9 protein-coding genes are annotated in these 16,419 nt (G+C 75.2%); all 9 read left to right on the top strand.

Annotated elements, in window-relative coordinates; genetic code table 11:
• The first annotated feature begins 66 nt into the window (after positions 1–66).
• The 9 genes from ACZ7EC_RS04105 to ACZ7EC_RS04065 all read left to right on the top strand — a co-directional run bounded on the left by ACZ7EC_RS04105 (position 67) and on the right by ACZ7EC_RS04065 (position 16,359).
• On the top strand, positions 67–1,290 hold the full coding sequence (locus ACZ7EC_RS04105; protein ID WP_471057535.1) for an AfsR/SARP family transcriptional regulator: 1,224 nt from the start codon (positions 67–69) through the stop codon (positions 1,288–1,290).
• A 45-nt stretch (positions 1,291–1,335) separates the two neighbouring features.
• Entirely contained in the window at positions 1,336–3,609 is a 2,274-nt protein-coding gene (locus ACZ7EC_RS04100) for a TOMM precursor leader peptide-binding protein (RefSeq protein WP_471057533.1), read from the top strand.
• Positions 3,599–5,530: a TOMM precursor leader peptide-binding protein gene (locus ACZ7EC_RS04095; protein ID WP_471057530.1), complete on the top strand. Its 1,932-nt coding sequence runs from the start codon at positions 3,599–3,601 to the stop codon at positions 5,528–5,530. The genes ACZ7EC_RS04100 and ACZ7EC_RS04095 overlap by 11 nt, the downstream gene beginning before the upstream one ends.
• An 85-nt stretch (positions 5,531–5,615) precedes the next feature.
• Positions 5,616–7,205, top strand: coding sequence for a nitroreductase family protein (locus ACZ7EC_RS04090; protein WP_471057527.1), 1,590 nt, complete (start codon positions 5,616–5,618; stop codon positions 7,203–7,205).
• 296 nt (positions 7,206–7,501) lie between these two features.
• Complete coding sequence (locus ACZ7EC_RS04085) at positions 7,502–10,189, top strand: lantibiotic dehydratase (protein ID WP_471057871.1); 2,688 nt, start codon at positions 7,502–7,504, stop codon at positions 10,187–10,189.
• Positions 10,186–11,292: a lantibiotic dehydratase C-terminal domain-containing protein gene (locus tag ACZ7EC_RS04080; RefSeq protein WP_471057524.1), complete on the top strand. Its 1,107-nt coding sequence runs from the start codon at positions 10,186–10,188 to the stop codon at positions 11,290–11,292. The genes ACZ7EC_RS04085 and ACZ7EC_RS04080 overlap by 4 nt, the downstream gene beginning before the upstream one ends.
• Positions 11,293–12,683: 1,391 nt before the next feature.
• On the top strand, positions 12,684–13,643 hold the full coding sequence (locus ACZ7EC_RS04075) for an ABC transporter ATP-binding protein (RefSeq protein WP_471057869.1): 960 nt from the start codon (positions 12,684–12,686) through the stop codon (positions 13,641–13,643).
• Positions 13,640–14,392, top strand: coding sequence for an ABC transporter permease (locus tag ACZ7EC_RS04070; RefSeq protein WP_471057521.1), 753 nt, complete (start codon positions 13,640–13,642; stop codon positions 14,390–14,392). Before ACZ7EC_RS04075 ends, ACZ7EC_RS04070 begins: the two co-directional genes overlap by 4 nt.
• A complete protein-coding gene (locus ACZ7EC_RS04065; RefSeq protein ID WP_471057518.1) occupies positions 14,389–16,359 on the top strand; it encodes a TOMM precursor leader peptide-binding protein in 1,971 nt (656 codons plus the stop codon). The genes ACZ7EC_RS04070 and ACZ7EC_RS04065 overlap by 4 nt, the downstream gene beginning before the upstream one ends.
• Positions 16,360–16,419 lie beyond the last annotated feature (60 nt).

Genomic DNA, 16,419 nt, shown 5'->3' with positions numbered 1-16,419 from the left:
CTGGCATGCCCGACGCCGCCCTTTCGCAAGGCCGTTGTGTACCCGCCCCGACGCTGAAAGGCCACGGTGAAGACAGGCACCCCAGCGCCCGACAGCGCTTCCCCGGCACCCGGCACCGGCAGACCCCGGTTCCTCGTGCTCGGCCTGCTCGCCATCACCGACGGCCGGGACACCGTCGTACTCCAGCCCTCCCGCCCCGCCTCGCTGCTCGCCGTCCTGCTGCTCCACCCCGGTGCGGTCGTCGGCTCCGAACTGCTCCAGCGCGTGGTCTGGGGCAACCGGCCGCCGGCGGGCGGCAGATCGGCGCTGCACACCTGCGTGCTGCGGCTGCGGCGACTCTTCGCCAAGTACGGCGTCGCCGACCATGCCATCGAGGCCGTGCCCGGCGGGTACCGGCTGCACGCCGACGCCGGCACCCTCGATCTGCTGCGGTTCCGGGAACTGCTGGCCCGCTCCTACGCCGCCGACGACCCGGAGTCCGCGCTGCGGCTCGCCCGCGCGGCGCTCGCGCTGTGGGGCGAACCCCTGCTGACCAACGTGCACTCCGACGAGATCCACCGCGATCTCGTGCCCCGCCTGGCCGAGGAGCGACTCCTCGCGGTGGAGCGGGTCTTCGACGGCGAACTGCGCCTCGGCCGGCACCGCGAGCTGATCCCCGAGGCCCGCGAGGCCGTGCGCGCGCATCCCGGACACGAGGGGCTGTCCGCCCTGCTCGTCGAGGCGCTGTACCGCTCCGGCCGGCGCGCCGAGGCGCTCGCCGAGTACCGCAGGATCCACGCCCACCTCACGGAGGAACTCGGCGTGGAGCCGGGGCCGGTGCTGCGCTCCCTGCAACTCGCCGTGCTGCGTGGTGAGTTACCAGAAGGGCCGGGCGGGGCGCCCGCCCGCGGCGCGCCGGCCGCGTCGCTGCCGTCCGGCGCGCGGCCCCTGCCGCTGCCGGTCGGGTCCGGCGGGGCGGGCCGGTCCCGCGAGTCGGACGGGTTCGGCGGGTTCGGCGGGCCTGGCGGGTCCGGTGGCTCCGGTGGGCCGGGTGAGGCCGCCCTGGCCGGTGGGTCCGGCGAGCCGTCGGCGGGGCTCGGGCGGGGCTCGCCCAGTGCCCCCGGCGCCCTGGTGCTCAGCTCGCTCGTGGACGCCGGGCTGCTCCAAGAGGACCCCTCCGGCCGCTACCGCGTCCACGACCTGCTGCGCCTCTTCGTCGAGGCGGCCGGTGCCAGCCTCCCCGGCACCCCCGCCGTCCCGCACGATCCGGTGGACCTGCCCGACCCGGCCGCCGGCCGGGCCTCCCCGTGAGCATCGAGCCGAACCTCCCCGTAGCATCGAAAGGTCTCCCCGCCCATGCCCCACGCACCCGCCTCCTACGAGGAGATCGCGCAGTCGCGGCCCCGCATCCGCCGGGACGTCCTCTACACCCGGACCCCGGACGGAGTGCTTTTCCACAACGCGCACGGCGGGTTCAACCTCCGCACCCGCAACGCGTACCGCTTCGCCACGCTGATCGTCCCGCACTTCGACGGCGAGCGGCGGGTCGAGGAACTGTGCGCGGGGCTGGGGGACAAGCAGCGCGACATGGTGGTCCAACTCGTGCGCGCCCTCTACGCGCGTGGCTTCGCGCGGGACGCCGGACCCAGACCCCCGGCCGACACCCTCCCGCCACAGGTCGCCGAGCGTTTCGCGCACCAGCTCGACTACCTCGACCACTACGCCGACGACGCGCCCGGACGGTTCGCCCGCTTCCGCGCCACCCCGGTCGCCGTCCTCGGTGACGACGCCCTGGCCCGCTGGGCCGCGCTCGGCCTGCTGCGCAACGGCGGCGGCGCGGTCGCGCTCACCGAACCTGCCTGTTCCTACGGCGAGTTGCGGGCGGAACGGCACGGGGTGGAGGGCAGCGCCGACATCGACGCCGAGGCCGCGGCCCTCGCCGAGGCGGGCTGCGCCCCCCGGCTCGTCCGCCTCGGGGAGGCCGCCGACGGCACCTACGGCTGGGCCGAACTGGAGGGCTGGGACACCGTCCTGGTGACCCCCGCCGCCGGACCCCGGCAACTGCTCCGGCTGCTGACCGAGGGCGTGCCGGCCGGGCGCCGGCTGCTCGGCGCGTGGACCTTCGGCGGCCGTGCCGTCATCGGGCCCGAGATGACCGCCGGGGGCACCGGCTGCTGGTGCTGCGCAGCGCTGCGGCTCGGCGCGGGCGCCGACGCGGCCGACAGCGCCGACCTGTGGGCGTCCGTGGGACCCGCCGCACCGCTCGGCGCGCCCGCGCCCCTCATCGGCGGCCCCCTCGCCGGGATGCTCGGCAACCTGCTCGCCTTCGAGGTGTTCCGCCTGGTCACCGGGGCACTGCCCGCCGAGACCCGCGGCCGGCTCGTCGTCCAGGACCTCGACTCCCTCGACGTGCTCGCGCAGCCGCTGCTGCCGCACCCGCGATGTCCCCACTGCTCCGCCGCCCCCGCCGGCGAGCACGCGGAGAGCGCCGACGCCCTGCGTACCGCCCACCCCGAGGAGGACCAGGTCGCCGCCGCGCCCGCCGACGGCGCCGCCGACGAGGACGCCGCCCGTACCGCGCTCGCCGCGCTGGAGCGGCGCGAGATCCTGGTGGGCGAGGCGGCGGGCGTCTTCACCGCGTACGCCGACGACGAGTGGGAGCAGACCCCGCTCAAGATCGGCACCGTACGGCTGGGTCTCGCGCCCGGACGGACGCGCACCGTGTCCGCCGCGGACGTCCACCATGTCGCCGGGGCCCGGCTGAGCGCGGTCTTCCGCGCCGCCGAGGTGTACGTCGAGCACGTCGTCCCGCCCCCGGTGCTGACGGCCGCCGCGCTGGAGGCCGCCGCCGGGAAGTGGCCCCGCCTCGCCCCCGCCGAACTCTCCGTCTCCAGCGGCCTGGAGGTGGCCGCCGACCGCCTCGCCCACTTCAGCGAGGCCGCCTCGCTGCTCGACGGGCGGACCGTGCTGGTGCCCGCGGGCGCCGTGCGCACCTTCGGCGGCTGGAACGCCGAGGGCCTGTTCGAGCGGACCTCCGCCGGCACCGGCGCCGCGGGCAGCCCCCGTGCCGCGCTCGCCCGCGCCCTGCGCACCGCGCTGGCACGGGACGCGCTGGGCGCCGCCGTCCGCCGTACGAACCCGGTGCGCACCGTGGACCCCGAAACCCTCACCGGCGACCCGGAACTGCGGTTCCTGCTGCGGTCGGCGGAGAACCTCGGTGTCACGGCCGAAGTCCTGGATCTCGGCAGCCCGTCGCTGCCGGTGGTGCTCGCCCGGATCACCGACCCGGCCGGCGGCGGGGTGCGCTGGGCCACCGGCAGCGGGCTGCGGTACCGGGAGGCGGTCCTGGAGGCGCTGCGCGATCTGCTCGGCGCCGAGCAACTCGGCCACCAGACAGTGGGGTTCGACGGCGGGGACCCGCTGTGGGCCGACCTGGACGCGGCGACCCTCGTCCCCGGCGGCGTCGTACCGGCCCCCGGCACGGCGACCACCTGGGCCGCCGTCCTCGACGGCCTCGCCGCGGCCGGACGGGACGCCTTCGCGGTGCGGGTCACCGCCCCCGACCTCGCCGCGGGCTCCGTGTTCGCGTCGCGTGTCCTGCTGACCCGCGGGACCCGCCGTGCCCACTGAGACCGCGACCGCACCGCACCCCGCACCGCCCCCGGCCGCCGGGCCGTGGGACGTGGTGTGCGCCGCGCTCACCACCGCCCTCGCCGGACGGCCGGGCACCCCGCGCGCGGAGGTGACTCCGCTCGGTGTCCGTGACGAACTCGCCCCCCGAAAAGGGGAGTTCACGCGCGATGCGATACCGGTGGGCCTGTACGGACACCACGCCGTGGTCGGTCCCGTACCCGCCGAGGGCGCGCCCGGCTGCCCCCGGTGCCTCGCGCGCCGCTGGCAGGCGGTACGGGCCGGATACCTGCGCGACGCACTGGAACGCGGCGACGCGCCGCGGGCCACCGGGACCCCGCCCTGGCTGGCCGGCTTCACGGTGGACGCCCTCGCCGCTCTGGTCGCGGCGGCGGCCCGCGGGGACCGGGGCGGCCGGCACCCGTGGGTGTGGCTGCTGGACCTGGAGACCCTGCGCGTCTCGCGGCTCGCGCTGGTGCCCGACGGCGAGTGCCCGTCCTGCGGAACCCGCCCGGACGACACCGCCGAGGGCGCCCGGATCACCCTGGACCCCGGCGCCAAACACGACCCGGCCGACTTCCGTTCGCGCCCGCTCTCCGCCTACGACCTGGTGCCGGAGGCGTTCGTCAACCCCGTCACCGGCGCGCTCGGCCCGTCCTTCGCGCCCGACCTGGCCTCCGCGTCGACCTCCTCGGTGATCGGCGCCTTCACCACCCGCTCGGGCGACTACCTGCGGGAATGCTACTGGGGCGGCCACACCGGCTGCTACGGCGGCAGCGTCCGCGTCGGGGTGCTGGAGGGCCTGGAGCGGTTCGCCGGGATGCGGGCCCGCGCCAAGCGGACCGTGGTCGCCGCGGCCCTCGACGACCTCGGGGACCTCGCCGTCGACCCGCGTGTCACCGGCCTGTACTCCGACGCCTTCCACGCCGCCGCCCCCGAGGTCCCGCGTTTCGCGCCGGACCGCCCGGTGGACTGGGTGTGGGGCTGGTCGCTGCGCGACGACCGGCCGGTCCTCGTGCCCGAGGTCGTCGCCTACTACCACGCGCCCGGCGGCATCCGGCGGCGCTTCGTCCAGGAGAGCTCCAACGGCTGCGCCTCCGGCGGCAGTCTGGCCGAGGCCGTCTACCACGGGCTGATGGAGACCGTCGAACGCGACGCCTTCCTGCTGGCCTGGTTCGGCCGGCTCCGGCTGCCCGAGATCGATCCGGCGAGCAGCACCCGGCCCGCGACCCGCGCCATGGTCGACCGGCTGGCGATGTACGGCTACCGCGCCCGGTTCTTCGACACTCGCGTCACCTTCCCGGTCCCGGTGGTGACCGCCGTCGCCGAACGCGTCGACGGCGGCCCCGGACTGCTCTGCTTCGGCGCGGGCGCCTCCCTCGACCCCGAGGCGGCGCTCGCCGGCGGGCTCTGCGAGATCGCCACCGACGCGGTCAACCTGCGCCGCCGCACCGCCCGCGACGCACCCCGGCTGCGGCGGATGGCACGGGACTTCGGCGAGGTGCGGGTGCTGCACGACCACCCGCTGCTCTACGGGCTGCCCGAGATGGGCCGGTACACCGACTTCCTGCTGCGCGACCGCACCGACGCCGAACGGGTGCCGCTCGCCTCCCTCGCCGCGGGGGAGGACGCCCTGCGGCCCGCCGCCGACCTGCGCACCGACGTGCGGGCCTGCGTCGCCGCCGTCGCCGCGCACGGCTTCGATGTCGTCGTGGTCGATCAGACCTCCCCGGAACAACGGGAGTTGGGCCTGCACACCGTCAAGGTGCTGGTGCCCGGCCTGCTCCCGATCGACTTCGGCACCAGCCGGCAACGTGCTCCGCTGATGCCCCGGATGCGCACCGCCCTGCGCGAAGCGGGCTTGCGAAGCGACGACTTGACGCCCGCCGACCTCAACCCGGCCCCGCACCCCTTCCCCTGACCCGACGCACCCTTGCCCAGATGCCCCCATGTCCCGCGCACGGCTCGGCCGGCCTCGACCACAGACAGCAGAAAGGGAAGTGACCATGGGATACGCCCATGAGTACGCGACCGCGGTGATGCGGCGGGGCCGGATCCCCATGGAACCCGCCGACTTCGTGCCCGACTGGGCCGACCGCCCCCGCAAGGGCAAGTTCTTCCCCGGTGCCCCCGTCCTGCCGCTGCCCGACGGCGGCTGCGCGGACGACGCCACGGTCGACCGGGGCCTGTCCGGGCCGCGCGGCACGGGGGCGTTCACCCTGCCGCTGCTCGGCGCGATGCTCCGCGACTCCTACGGGCTGACCGGCCGCCGGCTCGCCGTCCAGGCCAACAGCGACCTCGGCTCACTGCCCCACCACACCCACGCCAACTGGTCGCGCGGCACCTCCTCCGGCGGCGGTCTCTACCCCGTCGGCATCCACTGGATCAGCGGCGCCGGCGGCCCCCTCGCCCCCGGCGTCTACTACTACGACACCCCCCGCAACGCCTTCGCCCGCACCCTGTCCGGCGATGTCACCGGCGAGGTCCGCGCCGCCCTCGGCGATCTCGAAGAGGCCGCCGGGACCGACCAGTTCCTGGTGCTGGGCGTGACGTTCTGGCAGAACGCCTTCAAATACAACAGCTTCTCCTACCACGTCGTCACGATGGACATCGGCGCCCTGCTCCAGACCTGGCGGATGTGGGCCCGCGCGCACGGGCTGCACATCGGCGCCGCGCTCTGGTTCGACGAGCCCCGCCTCGGCCGGGTGCTCGGGCTGGACCCCGAGCGGGACGGGGTGTTCGCGGTGGTGCCGCTGCGGTGGGAGGGGGCGGACGGGCGGGGTGACGCTCCGGAGACACCCGGCGCGCGGGTCCGCAGCGTTCCCGACGAGCGGTCCCGGCGCGTGCTGGCCTTCCCGACCGTGCACGCGATCCACGCGGCCACCCTGGAGGGCGCCGCCGACCGTCCGGCGCCCGGCACCCTGGACTCCGCGCTGGTCACACCGCCCGGACCCGGTGACCGCGTCGCGCTGCCCGCGCCGCTCCCGCTGGACGCGACCGTACGCCGGGCGCTGCGCGCACGCCGCAGCAGCTTCGGCCGGTTCAGCGCGGCGACCCCGCTGGACCCGGCCCGGCTGTCCGCCGCGCTGGCCGCGGCCGTCGCCGCCGGCACCCTGGACAGCGACGCGGAGACACCGGGCGCGGCACCCCTCACCCGGCAGTACGTCTTCGTCAACCACGTCCGGGACATCGCGCCCGGCGTCTACGAACACGACTGCCAGAGCGATGAGTTGGTGCTGCTGAAGGCCGGTGACTTCGGCGGCTTCCTCCAGGAGAACTACTTCCTCGCCAACTACAACCTGGAGCAGGCCGCCGCCGTCCTGGTGCCCGCGGCCCGTACCCACGCCGTGCTGGACGCGGTCGGGGACCGGGGCCTCAGGCTCGTCAACGCCGTCATCGGGGCCACCGCGCAGGCCGTGTACACGGCCGCCGCGGCCGCGGGCATGGGCTGCGGTGTCGCGCTCGGATTCGACTGCGTCTCCTTCGTGGAGGAACTCGGGCTCGCCGCACGCGGTGAGATCCCGCTGCTCGTGATGATGATCGGCAACGAGGCGCCCCGCCCGGCCGGTTACCGCTACGACATCGTGGCCCCGTGACCCGAGGACCCCGCCCCGGCACCGGGGCGGCCGCACACCCCACAGGAAAGGGGGAGGGCGTGAGCCCGACCGCCACCACCCCGACCGCGGACGTCCCCGCGGAGAACGGTCCGGGGCCGGACACCTCGGTCTCACCTTCCGGCACCCCGGCCGCGGACACCCCCGTGCCGCCTCCCGCCACCCCGGCCACGGACACCCCGGTCCCTCTCTCCGGCGCCCCGGCCGCGGGTGGGGCGGCCGAGCCATCGGGGGGCGCCCCCGCCGCATCCGCGGCCCTGACCCTGCACCGGCGCTTCATGCTGCGTGTCGCCGGTCTCCCCGTGGACACCGCCCTCGCCCTGCGCGCCCCCGAGGCCGCCGACTGGGCCGCGAGGACCGCCGCCGAGCAGGACCGGCTCGCCGCGCTCGGCGCCCGGCTCAGCGATCCGCTCTCCGCCGCGGTCGGCGCCACCGACGACGCGGCGCTGCGCCGCAGGCTGCTCGCCCTGCGCCGCCAGGTCTTCAACAACCGCCTGCCCGGCGACCTGCCGGCTGCCCGCGCGCTCGCCGAGGGACTCGGCGGGGCCACCGGAGCCGATCTCTCCGAGTGGCTGGCGGCCCGCGTCCGCTGGGAGGAACTGCGCGCCGAGGGCGAGCGCGTGCTCGGCGCCGGGTTCGGCCGCACCCGTGCCGCGCTGCGCGAGCTTGCCCTGGACGACCGGCTGCGCCGGGGCCTGCTGCTCGCGTCGCCCACGCTGGAGGAGCGGCTCGACGCGTTCGCCGCCGACCCGGCGCCGGTGCCGGGCAAGCGCGCCCGCAAGATGGAGCGCTCCCTGCTGTCGTACGTCTACCGCACCGCCTGCAAGACCAGCCCGTTCAGCACGCTCACGGGTGTCGCCGTCGGCCGGTTCGGGGACGAGGGGGACGGTACGGCGCCCACGCGGGTCGGCGACGACTGGACGGGCCACCCCCGGCTGAACGTCGTCGCGCTCGCCCGCCTCGCCGAACTCGTCGCCGCCGACCCCGGACGCCGCGCCGACCTCCCGGTCGCCCTGGCCTCCGGCTGGAAGCTGGACGAGGACCGTGTCCGCTATGTCCAGCGGGCCGTCACGGCGGGCGACGACAGCGCGGCTGTCAGCTTCGACGCCGCCCAGGACCGGCTGTTCTTCCTGCGCCGCCAGGGCACCCTCGACGGCATGCTGGCCCTGCTGCGCGACCGCGAAGCAGCGCCCCGGTACGGTGAGTTGGCGCGCTGGCTGGCCACCACCACCGGGGCCGGCGAGGACGAGGCCGAGCACTATCTCGCCGCCCTGCGCGACCTCGGCATGCTCCAGCTCCCCAGCCTCGCCACCGGCGTGCACAGCGGCGACCCGGTGCGCGCCTTCCAGGACTCGCTGCGCGCCCTCGACCGGCCGTGGGCCGGGGAACTCGCCGCCCGCCTGGACGGACCCGCCCGCATCCTGGCCCGCTTCCCGGTGGCCGACATCCCCACCCGCCGCACCCTGCTGCGCACCCTCAGAACCGAACTCCTCGCACTGCAAGCCGAATTGGGCGCCGAGCAGCCGTCCCTCCCGCAGACCCTCGTCTACGAGGACGTCTCCGCCGGCACCACCACCGCCGACCTCGCCGAGTGGACGCGGCTCGCCGAGGGCCCGCTGCGTTCGCTCGGGCGGCTGCTGCCCGCCTTCGACGTGGCGCTGCCCCAGCGCCTCACCCTCAAGGGCTTCTTCCTCGCCCGCTTCGGCCGCGGCGGGCGCTGCGAGGACCTGCTGCGCCTGGTGCACGACTTCCACGAGGACATCTTCCGCCAGTACCTCCAGTTCACCTCCGCCAAGGACGGCTTCCTGCCGGACGGCAGCCATGCCCCGGAGGAGAACTGGCTCGGGCTGCCCGAGATCACGGCGCTGGACCGGGCCCGCGCCGTGTTCACCGCCCGCATGCGCGAACGCTGGGCCGAACTCCCGCCGGACGCCGAGGAACTCGTACTGGGCGACGCTCTCGCCGACGAGGTCGCCGGGGCCCTCGGCGCCGCCGCCCCGGCGTTCCAGCCCTACAGCCACTTCCTCCAGCTCGCCCGCCGCGACGGCGAACCCCTGGCCGTCCTCAACGACTCCTTCGGCGGCCTCTGCTTCCCCTTCACCCGCTTCACCCACTGCTTCGACGGCCCCGAAGGCCCCGGACTGACCACGGCCATCCGCGCCGAACTGCGCGAACTCCTGCCGCCCGGCGCCGTGTTCGCCGAGGTCACCGCGGGTTCCGCGACCACCAACCTGAATCTGCACGGCCGGCTGACCGACCACGAGATCGTCTGCCCCGGCGAGACCAGCACGGCGCCCGAGGAGGCCCGCCTGCATCTGGACGACCTGTACGCCGAGCACGACGAGGCCACCGACCGGCTGCTGCTGCGCTCCCGCCGCCTGGGCCGCGAGGTCGTCCCCCTCTACCTCGGCTACCTGGTGCCCATGGTGCTGCCCGAGATCCCGCGCACCCTGCTGCTGTTCTCCCCGACCGCCCGCCCCAAACCCGACGTGTGGCGCGGCGTGCCCGCTGGGCCCGAGCGCGCCGGAGTCACCCGGCGCCCCCGCGTCCGCCACCACGGCCTCGTCCTCCAGCGCCGCTCCTGGACGGTCGCCGCCGGACGCCTCCCGCTGCGCACGCCGGGCGACACCGACGCCGACTGGTACCTCGGCTGGCACCGCTGGCGTACCGAACACGCGCTGCCCGAGCAGGTGTTCGCCACCGTCCACGAGGAGCGTGACGGCGAAGCGGCCGGCGGCTGGTCCGGCTCCGTCAAACCCCAGTACGTCGACTTCGCGAGCCCGCTCTCGCTCGCCGGGCTCGAAGGACTCCTGGCCGGCAGGCGCGCCCGGACCGTCTTCGAGGAGATGCTGCCCGGCGCGGACGAACTGCACGTCACCTCGCCCCGCGGCCGGCATGTCGCCGAACTCGCCGTAGAGATGCTGCCCGCCCCGGCCGGCCCGCCGAAGAAGGACGAAGCCCGATGACCGCACCCATCCCCGCCGCGGACACCACCCCCGCCGCCGGCACCACCCCGGCTGTGGACACCACCGCCGAGGGCGCGCCCGGCGACTGGCTCGCGGTGCACGTCTTCTACGCCGCCAGCCCCCGCCCGCTGCTCCTTGAGTGCGTCAAACCCCTGGTGGACCGGCTCACCGGGGAAGGGCTGCTCGACGGCTGGTTCTTCATCAACTACTGGCTGGAGGGCCCCCATCTGCGGCTGCGCCTGAAGCCGGCCCGCGCCGCCGGCACCGAGGCCGTCCGCGAGCGCACCCACGCCGCCCTCGACGCGTTCCTGCGCGAACGCCCCGCCCTCTACGAGGTCAAGGCCGGCTTCTTCGCCGAGCTGTACGAAACCCTGTTCAACCTGGAGTACAGCGAGGAGGAACGCGCCCGGTTCGTCGGCCCCGACGGACGGATGCGGCTGCGCCCCAACAACAGCTACGAGGACCGGCCTTACGAGCCCGAGTACGGCAAGTACGGCGGCCCCGCCGGCATCGCGCTCGCCGAGTGGCACTTCCAGCACTCGAGCGACCTCGTCATCGAGGCCACGCGCACCATGAACCTCCATCTGCGCACGGTGCTCCTCGGCCTGTCCGCCCAGCTGATGATGGTCGTCTCCGGCACCTTCCTCGCCGACGACGAGGCCCTGCTGACCTTCCTCGACCGCTACCACGGCTTCTGGAACAACGCGTTCAGCACCACCAACTACACCACCGACAAGGGCTACGAGCGGGCGTACGCCGCCATGGGCGACCGGCTCCCCGAACGCTTCCGGCACATCCGCGAGGCGGTGGCCCGCGCAGAGCTGGACCGGCTGCCGGCCTTCCTGCGCGGCTGGGCCGTCCACTGCGCCGAACTCCGCGACCGGGCAGCCCACTTGGCCGAACGAGGCGAGCTGGTCTTCCGCTCCTTCGACGGCACCCGCGACATCCACGCCACCGATCCGGCCCACGCCCTGCCCATGCTCCTGTCGCCCTACGCGCACATGACCAACAACCGGCTGGGCATCACCGTCCGCGACGAGGCGTTCCTCTCCTACGTCCTCGCCCGCGCCCTGCGCGACGGCGCTCCCGAGGACACCAGATGACCACCGACACCTTCCTGGCCGCCCGGCCGCGGCTGCACCCCGACATCGTCCTCGGCCCCAGCCTGCTGCGCGGCCCGAACCGTATCCATCTGCTGAAGGACCCGCGCACCGGACGGCGCCTGGAGGTCGGTCCCAAGGAGCACTTCATCATCATCCGGCTCGACGGCACCCGGTCCCTGGCGGAGATCGGGCACGCCTACGCGGCCGAGTTCGGCACCCGGCTCGGCGAGGCCCAATGGGGGCAGATGCTCAGGCTGTTGGGCACCCGCGGCCTGCTCGACGGCGGCCCCGCGCCGACGCCGCCCGCGCCGGTGCCGACCCCCGCCGAGCGGCCGAGCGGCCTCCTCGCGGGACACACCCGGATGGTCGCCGACGCCCCCGCCCTCATGGACCGCCTGCACCGGCTCACCGCCCTGGACCGCAGGCCCGCCCTGCTCGCCGTGCTCACCGCGCCGGCCGTCGGCGTGCTCGCCGCCGTCGCCGCCGACGCCGGGACCCTGTGGCGGCAGACCGTGCACACCGCCGAGCAGCCCGTACTGCTGATCGCCGTCGGCTGCGTCCTGTGGTGCAGCCTCGCCCTGCACGAGCTGGCCCACGGCCTGTTCGCGCGCACCTGGGGCGGCCGGGTCAGCGAGATCGGGCTGCGCTGGATCCTCGGCGCGACCTACCTCTACTGCCAGGTGGACGACGTCCAGTTCCTCGGCAGCCGGGCCCGCAAGGTCGCCACCGCCTGCGCCGGCGTCCTCGCCAACCTCCTGTTCCTGGTGCCGTTCTACGTGGTCTGGCTGCTGCTCCCGGCCGGTGCGCAGGCCCGGCCCGCCCTCGGCGCGCTGCTGCTGCTCGGCGTCGTCACCGGCCTCGCGAACCTGCTGCCGCTCGCGCCGCTCGACGGCTACCGCGCCCTCGGCCACGCCCTCGGGGTCTCCGGCCTCGCCGAGGGCAGCCGCGCCTTCACCGCCCTCGCCGCCCGCGCCCTGCTGCGCCGCGGGCCCGGCCTCGGCGCCTACCCGCCCCGGCTGCGTCTGCTGTACGGCGGCTTCGCCCTGCTCACGGCTGTACAGACGGCCGGGTTGCTCGCGCTCGCCGGGGCGGTCCTGCGCCATCTGCTGCCGGACCGCATGGCGGCCCTCGCCTGGTGGGCTCCGACCGTGTTGCTCGCCGCCGTCCTGCTGGTGTGGGCGCTCGGCGCGGCAGGCCGGCGGCTGCGCGGGCGTCGTACGGAAGGCCGTACCGAGGACCGCCCGCAGCACCCTTCCCGGCAGCGCGCGCAGAGCCCCGCCGGAGGCCGGACGCAGGACCCCACGCGGCCCGCCGCACCCACCTCCCCGGACGCGGGACCCGGCCACGTCGCCGCTGCCCGCGCCCTGTTGCACCCCGCAAGGAAAGGCGAGATGAACGAACCCCACGCACAGACCGGGACCGCTCCCGGCCCCGCCGGCGCCACCGAGCCGGTCGTCGTCCTGGACGGCGTGATCAAGCGGTACGCGGACGTCACCGCGCTCGACGGCGTCTCCCTCACCGTGCGGCGCGGTGAGTTCTTCGGCATCCTCGGGCCCAACGGCGCCGGCAAGACCACCCTCGTGGAGATCGTCGAGGGCATGCGCGAGGCGGACGGCGGCACCGTCAGCCTGCTCGGGCAGAGCCCCTGGCCTCGGGACACCGCGCTGCTCGCCCGGATCGGCGTCCAGACCCAGGCCTCCGCGTTCTTCGCCCGGCTCACCGCGGGCGAACACCTGCGCACCGTCGCCGCGCTCTACGGCATGGGCCCGGACACGGTGCGTACCGCCCTGCAGCGGGTCGGGCTCAGCGAGAAGGAGAACGCGCGCGTCGACCACCTCTCCGGCGGCCAGCGGCAGCGCCTCGCCATCGCCACCGCGCTGCTGCACGAACCGGAGCTGATCTTCCTGGACGAGCCCACCGCCGCCCTCGACCCCGAGGCGCGCCGCGAACTGTGGGCGCTGCTGCGCTCGCTGCGCTCCGAGGGCCGCACCATCGTGTGCACCACCCACCACCTGGACGAGGCCGAGGCGCTGTGCGACCGGGTGGCGATCGTGGCCGGCGGCCGGATCGTCGCCCTCGACACCCCGCGGGGCCTGATCCGTGCGCTCGGCGCGCCCGCCCGACTCATGCTCCCGGCAACCGAGTTGACGCCGGAGGCCGCGCTCGCGCTGCCCGGCGTGGACCGGGCCGGCGTCGAAGGAGACGAACTCGTCCTGGAGACCTCGGCCGTCAACCACGTCCTCACCGCCCTCGGCGACCTGGTCGACATCGAATCGGTCACCGTGCGCACCGCCACCCTCGAAGACGCCTACCTCAGCCTCACCGGCCATGGAACGGAGCACCGCAGTTGACCGCCTACGCCGCACTGACCAGGGCCGGCTACGCCGCGAGCGTGCGCGACCGCACGACCCTCTTCTTCACCTTCGCCTTCCCGCTCGCCTTCCTCGTCCTGTTCGGCCTGATCTTCCAGGGCCAGCACGTCAACGGCGGGATGGCGTCCATCAACTACACGGCCCCCGGTGTCCTTTCCTGGGGTGTCGGAAACGCGTGCGTGTTCTCCGTCGGGTTCGCCCTGATGCAGTGGCGCCGCGACGACCTGCTGCGCCTCATCTGGCGCACCCCGACCCCGCTGCGCTCGCTGATCGCCTCCCGCTGGACCCTGGCGCTCGGCGTCGCCGCCACGCAGACGCTGCTGTTCACCGCCGTGGCGCTGCTGCCGTTCTTCGGACTGAAGCTGAACGGCCCCTGGTGGGCCGGGATTCCACTGCTCGTGCTCGGCGTCACCGCGTTCCTCGCCATGGGCCTGGTCGTCGGCAGCCTCGCGAACACCCCGGAGTCGGTGGCGGCCATCGCCAACCTGGTGATGGTGCCGATGGCCTTCCTGTCCGGCTCGTTCTTCCCCGACGACCTGATGCCCGGCTGGCTGCGCACGGTCGCCAAGGTGCTGCCGCTGCACTACCTCAACGACGGCCTCACCGATGCCATGGGCGGCCGCGGCGACCTCGGGGACATCGGCCTGGACTGCGTCGGACTCGTCGTCTTCGCCCTGATCTTCGGCCTGATCGCCACCCGGATCTTCCGCTGGAGCAACCGGACATGACCACCGTCACCGCCCCCGCTCCCGCCCCGGCGACGGCGCCCCTGGAAGCCGCACGCGCGGCCCTCCAGGACCTCCTGGCGGCCCGCGCCGCCGCGGCGGGACTGCCCGCCCCGGCCGTCTCCCGCATCGGCGACACCAACGTCCTCGGCGACCGGCCCGTCCCGGCCGCTCCGGTGCCCCCGCACAGCGCGGACATCCATCTCGCCGCCCAGTCCGTCCTGTTGGGCCCCTGGGGCGGCCCCGCCGGGGCGGGCCGGGGCTGCGGCACCTGTCTCGCGATGCGCCGCCAGCGGCTGCGCACCCGCACCGAGCGCGACGCGCTGGAGACCGGCACCGAGACCACGGCCGCCGGCCGCTGGCCCGCCCTGCCCGACCACTTGGCGGACGCCGTCTGGTCCCTGCACCGCCTCGTCACCACCGGCGCGGTCCGGCACCAATCCGGGGGAGCGGACGACGCGTTGCCCCGCGTCACCGAGCTCGACCTGGAGACCCTCCAAGTCCGCACCTTCCCGCTGCTGCCCGACCCGATGTGCCCGCACTGCCGCCCCGCGACCGGCGAGGCCGTGGCCGCGGCGGCGGCCGAGCACACCGCCGGGCCCCTGACCTCCCGGCCCAAGTCCAGCCCCGACGCGTACCGTTCGGGCCACCCCGGCGACTTCCCGGTACCGGTCAAGGCGCTCGCCAACCCGGTGTGCGGGGTGCTGGGCGGCGGCACCTGGATCGACGTGACCTCGCCCACCACCGCGCCCGTCGCGGGCAGCGTCTTCATGCGGGGCTACGCCGGACTCACCGACGTCACCTGGAGCGGCCAGGCCAACTCCTTCGCCCGAAGCCGCGAGTTGGCCTTCCTGGAAGGGCTGGAGCGCTACGCGGGCACCCACCGCCGCCACCGCGCTCCCGTCGTCACCGCCGCCTACGACGACCTCGGCGACCGCGCCCTGGACCCCCGCGCCTGCGGGCTGTACGCGCCGCGCACCTACGCCGAGGACCCGATGGTCGAACCGTTCGACCCGGCCCGGCCGATGCCCTGGGTCACCGGCTGGTCGCTGCGCGAGGAGCGGCCCGTGCTGGTGCCCGCCCGGCTCGTCTACTACAGCGCGGGCACCCGCGAGGACAACTTCGTCTTCGAGTGCTCCAACGGCTGCGCCACCGGTGCCAGCCTGGAGGAAGCGGTCTTCTTCGGCCTGCTCGAACTCCTGGAGCGGGACGCCTTCCTGCTCGGCTGGTACGGCAACCTGCCGCTGCCCGAGATCGACCTGCACTCGGTCGGCGGCAAACGAGTGCGGGCGATGGCGGCCCGCGCCGAACTCCAGGGCTACGACGTCCACGTGTTCGACAACCGGGTGGACCTGCCGGTACCGGTCGTCACCGGCCTCGCCGTCCGCCGCGACGACGGACCCGGCACCCTCGCCTTCGCGGCCGGCGCCTCCTTCGACCCGGAGACGGCCGTGGAGTCGGCGCTCTCCGAGATCCTCACCTACATCCCGCACCTGCCCCGCCAGGTCGCCGAGCGGCCCGCCGAACTCGCCGCAATGGCAGAGGACTTCGACAAGGTCGTACGACTGCCCGACCACGCGGCCCTGTTCGGGCTGCCCGCCATGCGCGAGCACGCCCGCAGCTACCTGGCCCCACCCCGAGTGGCCACGCTCGCCGAGCTGTTCGCCGACTGGGAGCGGCGCCGGCCCCGCACCGCCGATCTGCTGGACGACGTCACCCTGCTGCGCGATCTGCTGGCCGGTGCGGACTGCGATGTCATCGCCGTCGACCAGACCACACCCGAGCAGCGGCGGATGGGGCTGCGCACGGTCGCCACGCTCGCCCCCGGACTGCTGCCGATCGACTTCGGCTGGCTGCGCCAGCGGGCGCCGCACCTGCCGAGGCTGCGGACCGCGCCGTACCGCGCGGGGCTGGTGGACACCCCGCTGCGGGACGCGGACCTGCGGCTGGTGCCGCACCCCTTCCCCTGACGGGCCCCGGAACGCCCACGGACCCCGGAGTGTGCGGGGCCCCCGGAACGCGAAGGGTCC

Source organism: Streptomyces sp. NPDC037203, assembly GCF_055605065.1.
This window is presented reverse-complemented; position numbering and strand designations above follow the sequence as displayed.